The sequence below is a fragment of the Hoylesella shahii genome, assembly GCF_937990675.1.
GTDB classification, from domain to species: Bacteria; Bacteroidota; Bacteroidia; order Bacteroidales; family Bacteroidaceae; genus Prevotella; species Prevotella shahii.
In genome coordinates this window covers 1-10,431 of the sequence record NZ_CALKQY010000034.1, presented here as the reverse complement: position 1 = coordinate 10,431, position 10,431 = coordinate 1, and the positions used below count along the sequence as shown (strand labels likewise).

Here is a 10,431-nt window from a genome sequence, read left to right as displayed (position 1 = left end):
TTTTTTCCTTTTCTTACAAAAAGAACACAAAATAAGCAAATACACCTTATTAATATATATGTCTCTATTTTTGCTTTTGAAGGCGACAAAAACTATTTTGCAGACGTTCTACTCCAACACATCACAGATAAAAAAAGATAGACTTACATCCTTTATGTGCTTTACATGAACCTTATACTAGTTTTAAAAAGCACGCCATTCTTTTGTACAGAACTAGAATAACGGAACAAATTAACAGACATCAAAGGTATTTAATAACCTAAAATTGCATATCTTCAAAAACAAGGTGTAAATTTGCACCTGCCAAGGAACATGTTATAAACACGTTCGCCTGCAATTTACCTACAACAGACCCACGCATGCCCACATAGACAATTAAGTTCTACTCAAGCAACAAAAAAAGAAGTTATGTATACCAAGATATTCACCCTGATATTGATAGCGATTTTACCCATCTTGAAGATTGGTGCGACCAATAGCGATAGCCTACTCAATGAACTGGATCACATCATAGAACTTCGGCCCACCTTCATCGCCAACAAAGAACGCACTATACACCAACTTCGCTCTTCCTTAGAGAGTATAAAGGGGCGAGACTTAAACAAGGAAATGAACCTTTGCGATCAACTTTGGCAAGAATACGCAGCTTTCAACACCGACTCTTCGCTTTACTATGCCAGTAAGCTTTATCTTTTAGCAGAACAAGCAAACGACGATGAACAAATGTTTAATGCCGTATTACACAAAGTAGAAGCACTCATCACCATCGGCATGTTTAAAGAAGCTTACGAATTGCTTACCACACAACACCAACTTCCTTACAAGAATAAGAAACGAGAGAAGTTTTATCACCTCTACCGAACGCTGTATGGACTGATGGCCGACTTCGCTGTTACTCAGCAAGAAAAAGACACATATAATCATCTCACCGACACATACCGAGATTCGCTCCTAGCTATTTACAAAGCATCGACTCCTATTTACAAGATGGTGCTGGCGGACAAACTAATTACACATGGTCAATACCAGCAAGCCTTAAACCATTTGTTACCCTTTAATCTAGGCAACGACGGCCGTTTGAATGCAGCCTACGCCTACACAGTTGCAGAAGCATACAGCAAACTTGGCCAGTCCACAACAGCCAAGTATTACTACATCATATCGGCCATCGAAGACATGAAGAGTGATACGCGAGAATACATTTCGCTTCGCAAAGTGGCAACCATGCTTTTTCAAGATGGCGACATCGACCGTGCTTACAAATATCTCACCATTTGTATGGACGATGCTAAGGAGTGTAATGCCCGAATGCGTATTTTAGAAATATTAGACACCTTCCCCATCATCAATCAAGCCTATCTTGCAAAAAAACATCAACAGCAAATGGTAGTGCTTGGAGTGCTTGTGGGCATCAGTTTATTAGCTATATCGCTCCTATTTGCTATTCGCTACGTGCTTAAACAAAAAAAGGTGGTGGTGGCTGCCCAAGACAAATTGGCCAAAGCAAACGAGCAATTAAGCGAAATGAACGCCCAACTCACTCAATATAACAAGGAAATAACACAACAAAATTTGCTCATTGCCGAAAACTCTTATCTCAAAGAAACCTATATTGCAAGGTATATGGATCAATGCTCAATATATCTTGAAAAAATGGGACGTCTTCGAACCCATCTCAGTAATTTACTGTCTACGGGTAGAACTAAAGACATGGCAGAAGCTGTAAAGGTTGCAAACAAAGAAGTAGAGGTGGCTTTGGCTGAATTTTACGATAGGTTCGACGACACTTTCATTCAACTTTTCCCAACCTTTGTTGAAGATTTTAATGCTCTTTTGCAATCAGGCGAAGAGATTACCCCTAAAAATGGTCATATACTTAACCCCGAACTGCGTATCTTCGCTTTAATCAGATTGGGCATTACAGACAGTGTTAAGATTGCCCAATTCTTGAGATATTCCACCACCACTATTTATAATTATCGCACGCGCGTACGCAACAAGGCTCGTGGAAATCGTGAAGAGCTTGAAAACATGGTGATGAAAATTGGCAAAATAGCCAACGAGCAATAACTTTCAAGGCGTTATTTTTACTACTTTTTACGCCTATAGGGAAACACATAACACATTGAATACTAAATAATTAAACTTTTAAACTCACTATATTTTTAATACCCTGTGTTTTTGTCGGGGGTATTTTATATTATCTTTGCAAACACAACAGCTGCAAGATTAAACTAATTGCTGTTGGCAACAATGCAATCAATAAACTATCTAAAATTCTTTAATTAAACCAATGATTATGATACCCGTGCAAATCAAAGGCATCTCGTGGCACAAAACTTTGGCCCTATTGGGGCTCTTGCTATGTTGCACCACTGCGTTTGCCCAAAATTTCAGTATTAAGGGGGTGGTTACCGACAAGAATGGCGAACCCATAGTGGGCGCCACTGTGCTTGAGCAACAAACCAAAAACGGCGTAGCCACCGACCTCGATGGCCGTTTCTCTATCCGCGTTTCAAACGAAAAGGCTATTTTACGAATTTCCTACATCGGATTTAAGCCTCAAGAAGTGGGCGTAAACGGAAAGTCTACACTTAACATTACGCTACAAGACGATGCCGCAGCCAACTTAAACGAGGTGGTTGTTGTGGGCTATGGCACGATGGATAAAAAAGAACTAACATCTGCTATCTCACATGTATCGTCGGCCAATTTCTCACAAGTTGCCTCTGTTGACCCTTCCATGATGATTCAAGGTAAGGTGGCTGGCGTGTCGGTAACCAACACAGGCGCGGCCGACCCCAACAAAGAGGCCAGTATACAAATACGTGGCGTATCATCGCGTAAAGCTGGATTAGGGCCTCTTATCGTCATTGATGGTGTACCTGGTGGAAACTTAACCAACATTAACCCCAACGACATCGAAAGTTTCGACATTCTTAAGGATGGTGCTGCAAGTGCCATCTACGGCACGCGTGGCTCTAATGGCGTGGTGCTTGTCACCACTAAAAAGGGACGTCGCGATGGAAACATGCACACATCATATAACGGTATGGTATCGTTTAATGTGATAAAACACGAACTAGATATGCTTGATGCCGACGAGTATCGTGCCAACCGCATCGCTTCGGGCACAGGTTACGACCTTGGAGGGTCAACCGATTGGCTCAAAGAGGTTAGTCAGGTGGGCATCAAAACTCAGCATACACTTACTTTGAGCGGTGGCGACCTACGTTCTAACTATCGAGTGTCGGCAGATTATCGTAACGCAAGAGGTATCGACCGCTATTCAGGACGCGAAGAATATGGTGCGCGTGCTGCCTTAAGCCACACCACACGCAACGGATTGTTCACCTTTGGCGTTAACATCTCCCCTCGTGTAGCCTATCGTAAGAACGCTTCGTGGGACGTTTTCCGCAATGCAGTAGAAGCCAACCCCACCACGCCTATCATGGATCAACAAAATCCCGCTCGCTATTACAACTTTAAAGGTCAGCCTGCCGCTTACAACCCCGTGGAATTGCTTACGCTCGACCAAAGCACGGGTACCACTAAGCTTATCGATTGGGATGCAAGCGTGAAGTTGAACCTCTTCCCCTTACTTTTGAAAGACAACGATAAGCAAACTCTTAACACGCAACTTACTTTCGCCGATCATCAATACGACAACTACAACCAATGGTTTCGTCCTTCAACAAGCACGTTAGCCATTAACGCCGGGCGTGATGGAGAGGCATCGCAAAACTACTCCAAGTCTTCGCTCCGCAGTCTAGAATGGGTTACCAACTACACCAACTCGTGGGGCAAACACAATCTCAAGGCCATGTTGGGATACTCGTTCGAATACGACGTTTACGCTGGTTTCAATGCAGACAACAAAGATTTCCCAAACGATGCCTTAACCTATAACAACCTTGGAACTGGTACATTTGCCAAAGAAAAGGGCGAATTGGGCATGGGGTCGTTTAAGAACGACACTAAACTAATTTCTTTCTTCGGTCGCCTTAGCTACGATTGGAAAGGACGTTACATGCTTACTGCCTCATTACGTCGCGAAGGTTCGTCTAAGTTTGGCGCCAATCACAAATGGGGAAGTTTCCCTGCTGTGTCTGCCGGCTGGCGAATATCCGACGAACCTTTTATGGAAAACACTAAAAGCTGGCTTACCGACCTTAAGTTGCGTGCCGACTATGGCATAACGGGCAATCAAAACTTCGACAGTTATAAGTCGCTCAACACAATGAGTGGCTTTGGATACTACACCTATAACGGCAAATACTATCAAGTGTGGGGACCAGGAAAAAATGTTAACCCCGACTTACGTTGGGAAAAAGGCAAAAACTGGAACATCGGACTTGATTGGACACTGCTTAATGGGCGACTTTATGGCTCGTTCAACTATTTCAGTCGTCACCAGCAAGACCTTCTTGGCGACTACAACGTATCTGTCCCACCCTATCTTTTCACCTCTACCTTTGTGAATGTGGGTTCGATGCGCAACAGTGGATTTGAATTTGACGTAACATGGAACGCCATCAAAACCAAGGATTTCAGCTATACACTCAATATTGTTGGCGCCACGATGAACAACAAGTTCATTGATTTTAGCAACAGTCAGTTTGTAGGCCAAGACTATTACGACGAAGTTAGCCCTGAAGACCCCTACCCCTTCCACACCTTGCAACGTATAGAAAAAGGCCGTCGCATTGGAAGTTTCTACATGTTGAAGTATGCAGGCATAGACAAACAAGGCCGTTGGGTGGTCTACGATAAAGACAACAATATGGTGCTGGCCGACAATGCCACCGACGAAGACCGCCAATTTGTTGGCAATGGTCTACCCCGCTTCACTGGTTCGATGACACATACCTTTCGTTATCGCCAATTCGACGCCTCTGTATTCTTCCAAACAGCGTTGGGCTTCGATATTTTCAACATTCACGACTTTTATTATTCCACCAAGAATTTTCAAGGCAATGTGATGGACAAGGCCTATAGCAAGAACAAGCTAGTGAGCCAAAACCCCGTCGTTAGTGACTATTTCTTAGAGCCAGGCGACTATCTTAAACTCTCTTCGCTGAACATTGGTTACACGCTTAACCTCAACAAGCGGTTTATCGACAGCGTGCGCATCTTTGCCACGGCCAACAATCTCTTCACCATCACCAAGTTCTCGGGTATCGACCCTTCAACATGGGAAGTTAACGGCTTAACTCCTGGTGCCACAGGCTCACGCTCTTATTATCCCAACACACGCCAATTTATGCTGGGCATGCAAATAGAATTCTGACCCTAACCCCACCTATTATTATCATCGCAATATGAGAAATACTATTAAATATATGGCCACTTCGCTGATGTTGGTTACAAGTCTTGTAGCATGTACCAACCTCGACGAGACGCTCTACGACCAAGTAGCTTCGCAAAACTATTATAACACCAAAGAAGATGTTATCCGTTCTGTGCTCCGCCCCTTTGAACATGGATACTGGAGCATACAAAGCAGACAAGTGCTTAACGAAGAAACAGCCGACCAACTCATTACACCCACACGCGAAGACTGGTGGGATGATGGAGGTAGATGGGCGCGTCTGCACCGCCACAAATGGCTCAACACCAACGGCGAGGCACAAAGCGAGTACAATGGTTGTTATCAAGGTATCATGCAAGCCAACCTCGTTATCGAAGATTTGGATAATCTTTCGGCATCCCAATTTGGCTTTTCAGATTCCGAGTTCAACAATCTCAAGGCCCAAAACCGCGTTTTACGCGCCTGGTTTTATCTGCGTTTGCTCGATGCATTCCGCAATGTTCCGCTAGCAGTGAGCTTCTACGATACAGCTAAGAATAGTGAAGGGCAAGTTTCCCCCAAAACACTGTTCGCCTTTATTGAAAACGAACTAAAGACAGCCCTGCCCATGCTTACCAAGAAAACCTCCATGGGTGGTAATCAAAACATTCAAGGACAATGGACTCAAGCTGGCGCTGCAGCCTTACTCGTACGTCTCTACCTCAACGCCAAGGTGTATATTGGAGAAGACCGTTTTACTGATTGTGCCAACTATGCACAAAAAATCATCGATGGCGAATATGGCTCTTACAAGATAGCACCACGCTGGGATGCAGCCTTCGATTGGAACAATGAAACCTGCGACGAAGTTATTTTTGCTTTCCCCGGCTCTGCTGGCTACTCGCATTGGCATTACAAAGGCGACCTATATTGGTGGTCGGTTCCTTCTAAAGCTAGCGATTGGCTCAAAGACTCCAAAAACAAAGAAGGAAGTCACAACATCAAATACTCGGCTTCGCCTAGCTATAATCCCAAAGGAGAAAAATACACCTTTGAATTGGGTATGCCTATTGCACGTTTTAAGGATTATCCTTCAGACGTAAGACTGAAAAAATACACCAACCTTGGTAATAACAAGCGCGAAGGACTATTTGTATATGGTAAGATTGCTTATACCGATGATAATGGCAACACGACCTACTTAAAAGACCACAATGGGCGTTACACACTCGACTTGCGCGATGCAGTAGGTAAGTTTGGTGCCACCGATGGCGATAAATGGCTTGCCAATGCCGACAGCCGACTTGAGAATGGCGACGATAACTCTGGTTGGATGTTTGTGAAATATCCGCTATACTCAGACAACGAGACCGGGCAATTGGAGTCCGACTACTGCGAAATACGACTTCCTGAAATTATTTATAGTCTTGCCGAATGTAAGTTACGACTAGGTGATGCCACTTCTGCTGCACGCTTACTTAACGAAGTTAGAAAGCGCAACTACCCACCTGCCAACTGGAATACGGCACTCTATGCACCAGAAGGAACTGCTGTGCTAGACATGAAAGAGATGCTTAACGAATGGGGACGCGAATTCTTTGCCGAAGGACGCCGACGCATCGACCTCATTCGCTTTGATAAGTTTCTCAACGCTTGGTGGGACAAAGATGCCGATGAAGACAATCACACACTAATATTCCCACTACACCGCGACATCTTGGGTGCTAACAAGCACTTACAACAAAATCCTGGTTACGACAAATAACAACTTTAAACTACAATTACAATGAATAATATAATTAAACATGCAACACACGCCTTCTTGCTTCTAGTGGCAACTTTGGCTTTGATGGCTTGTCATGATGATAAAGATATCGTAGTGATTAACGACAACCTGCCCCTCAAGGTGGCGCACTTATATATGGTGGGCGACGCTACGCCTGCTGGCTGGTCTATCGACAACCCAACCGAACTTACTCGCGATGCGAACGACCAGTTTGTGTTCACTTATCACGGTAAGCTCAACACGGGCGAACTAAAATTCCCATTGGCTAAAGGCGACTGGGGCTCTACTTTTATCTACGCTCCTGCTGCGGAAACCGAAATTAACGACAAAGGTGTGGCACAATCTGCAATCGATGTTCGAAAAGGTGGAAACGACAACAAGTGGAAGGTTACACAAGCTGGCATCTACACCCTTACACTTAATTTGCGCGAATTTAAAATCAACGCCACCTACGAAGGGGCCGAGCCTTTAACACCCATCATCTCTAACACCTTGGGCTTTATCGGCGATGCCACCCCCGCAGGATGGACCACAGAAGCTGCAACGATGTTCACCAAGACCTCTGATTCGCCTTTGCAATTCACCTACGAAGGCCCTCTCAATGTGGGCGAGTTTAAGCTGGCTTACGACGGAACCGTACTTAAAGACTTTGCTGGACCATATATTCAAGCGGTCGAGCCCAACGTCACTGTCAGTGGCGAAGGTGTATCGGCCCAAGGAATGAATGTTGGTGGCGCTGATAACAAGTGGAAGGTTACGCAAGCTGGTACCTACAAACTGATGTTCGACCTCACCAACCACAGTCTTTCGGTGCTTTCTTTCACCCCCGTACCTGCTTCCGACCCATGGGCCACGCCCACGCTTTTCATCATTGGTGATGCAACAACAGGCTGGAACATCGGCGAGGCAATGCCTTTCAAGAAGGTGGCCGACCACAAATTTGTTTACGCTGGTGAGCTTAAGGCTGGTTCTTTCAAACTAATGGCCACCAACACAGGCGGATTTGGCACTGAAGATAAAGATTGGTTTTATGCACCTGCCAACGAAATTATCGTTAACGAAAATGGTGTGGCTGCCGATGGCATGGTGGCCGGTAATGGCACCAGCAACGATAACAAATGGTTAGTAACCAAAAGTGGCAATTATGTACTCGGCATAGACATGGCTTCTCATAAAATTTCGGCCGAGTATGTGGGCGAAACGTCTTCGAGCATAGCCACTGCCGAAGCCCGACTGGTGGGCGATGCCACACCTACAGGATGGGATATTGCAGGAACAGCTATGACTAAGGAGACTACAAATGCACTACAATTCTCATGGCAAGGAAAACTAAAGGAAGGCGAGTTTAAGGTTGCCATCACCTCTACCAACAACGATTTCTCGGGCGAATGGCTTCAAGCTCCTGCTGCCAACACCCTTGTTGGGACCACTGGCATTACCAATGGAGGCGTGGTTAAAGGTGGCGACGACAAGAAATGGAAGGTCACCACTGCTGGAACCTATAAGATTACCATCAATTTTTCAGCGCGAGTGATTAACATTACTTACTTGGGTGCATAACGTTTTTGTTCATTTAATTTCTAACGGCGATGTCCACAGTTGCTTACTCTTTATGTATATGAAGAGGGTGGGCGTCGCCAACACTTAACAGCAAGACAATATCGAACATGAAAAAATATTTTTTTGCCAGCATGGCCTTCTTGCTTCTCACAGCCAGCTGCAACAGTAATACTTGGGACGTAACCAACGATCTCTCCATCGATGCCACCGATCCCACTATTGGCCTCACCCCACTTGCTCAACAGCCGGGCATGGATAAGGCGCCTTTATACTGGAGTCTCTACGGTGCACTACGCCAACAAGAGAAAGAAGGCTCGTTCCCCAACATCTTTACCGAAGACGATTGGGACAAAGCCATCGACTATGTGGCCACTAATCTCAAACCCTATGGATATGATATGCTCGTTACCGATGGTTTTGCGTCGATGAGTGGCGACGATGGTTATATGACGCGTTATAGCAGAACGCAGAAGGATGAAAACTCGCCCGAGGTGCCTCTAACCACCATTGTGGCCAAACTTAAGGCTAAAGGCTTGAAACTGGGCGTGTACGATAGTCCTTTTTGGCTACACTACACCAACCCCAACGCCATTATTCCGGGTACAGATGGCATCACTGTTGCCAGTCTTAGATACGACCCCAAGAAAGATACTGATGTGTTGCACCCCAATAAGAACGACCAATTTGGATGGGTGCTAACCGACCACCCCGGGGCCGAACAGTATTTTGAAGGCTTCTTCAAGCACTATTCTGACTTAGGCGTGAAGTTTATTCGCATGGATTTCCTATCGTGGTACGAAGACGGAATGAACTATACCGACCAAATTGACCGAGGCTATGGTCGCGAGCGTTATGTCAAAGGTTTACAATGGATTAACAAATACGCACAAAAATATGGCATCTACGTATCGCTTGTTATGCCACACCTAAAAAATAATGCCTTGCTTGAGCAATATGCTGGTAATATGGTGCGCATTGATGCGGATGTTTTGGAAGGTTCGTGGTATCGTTTTTCCGAAAACAACAGAGGATCGTTGCGTGGCGGTTGGCCCAACTCTGAAAATGCTTTCGATGGATTTATTAACTGGTCGAAAATTTCAGGACGCAAGAAAGTGCGTCTTGATGGCGACTTCATTCGTATTGAAAGCTTTGCCAACGATGATGAAAAAATGTCGGCGGTATCGTTACCACTCATGGCTGGCGGTCCTATATCCGTGACTGATATGCCAACTGGCAACAACTTGAAGTTCTTTCAAAACGAGGAATTGCTCGCTTTACAAAAAGACGGATTTGTGGGACAGCCACTTGAACGCAACTTTTGGAATGCGAACGGAGAAATTTGGTACGGACAAATGAGTGATGGTAGCTGGATTATTGGTTTGTTCAATCGCGAGCAGACTCCAGCAACCAGAAGCTTGGAACTGCAAAAGATAGGTTTGAATGGTAATTGGAATACACGCGACCTATGGACGCACGCCGATGAAGGCGTGATAAATGGTAAGGTGGAGGTAATTGTGCCTGCACATGGATGTAAAATCATCAAGTTAACTAAGAAGTAACTATTACCTTGAAGCACATGTTATGCATTGCGCGTGGGCAGGCTTTAAGGCCTGCCCATAATGCTGCACTTAGCCTTAACGCGCTTTATTCAAACCCCATTAACGTTCTTAAAAACCCGCAACTACAATGCAAAAAATAATTCATCTCTTATGCCTTGTTTTCGTCGTGGCCACAACTTCTGCCATGGCCCAACAGGTTTCTTCGCCCAATGGCGATGTAAAGGTTACGTTCAATC

Annotated in this window: 5 protein-coding genes; all 5 read left to right on the top strand. The window is 45.0% G+C overall.

Going from position 1 to position 10,431, the window contains the following annotated elements; genetic code table 11:
* Positions 1-408: 408 nt before the first annotated feature.
* Positions 409-2,070 carry a DUF6377 domain-containing protein gene (locus tag QME03_RS05630; protein WP_281723741.1) on the top strand — a complete coding sequence of 554 codons (1,662 nt, stop codon included), beginning with the start codon at positions 409-411 and terminating at the stop codon, positions 2,068-2,070.
* Positions 2,071-2,293: 223 nt separating this feature from the next.
* Positions 2,294-5,290, top strand: a complete 2,997-nt coding sequence (locus QME03_RS05625; RefSeq protein WP_410521756.1) for a SusC/RagA family TonB-linked outer membrane protein — start codon at positions 2,294-2,296, stop codon at positions 5,288-5,290.
* Positions 5,291-5,321: 31 nt separating this feature from the next.
* The gene (locus tag QME03_RS05620) at positions 5,322-7,055 is read left to right on the top strand and encodes a RagB/SusD family nutrient uptake outer membrane protein (RefSeq protein ID WP_281723739.1); all 1,734 of its coding nucleotides are present in this window, start codon (positions 5,322-5,324) and stop codon (positions 7,053-7,055) included.
* A 21-nt stretch (positions 7,056-7,076) separates the two neighbouring features.
* Positions 7,077-8,636, top strand: coding sequence for a SusF/SusE family carbohydrate-binding protein (locus tag QME03_RS05615; protein ID WP_281723738.1), 1,560 nt, complete (start codon positions 7,077-7,079; stop codon positions 8,634-8,636).
* 107 nt (positions 8,637-8,743) lie between these two features.
* Complete coding sequence (locus QME03_RS05610) at positions 8,744-10,195, top strand: signal-peptide-containing protein (protein ID WP_281723737.1); 1,452 nt, start codon at positions 8,744-8,746, stop codon at positions 10,193-10,195.
* The last annotated feature ends 236 nt before the right edge of the window (positions 10,196-10,431 follow it).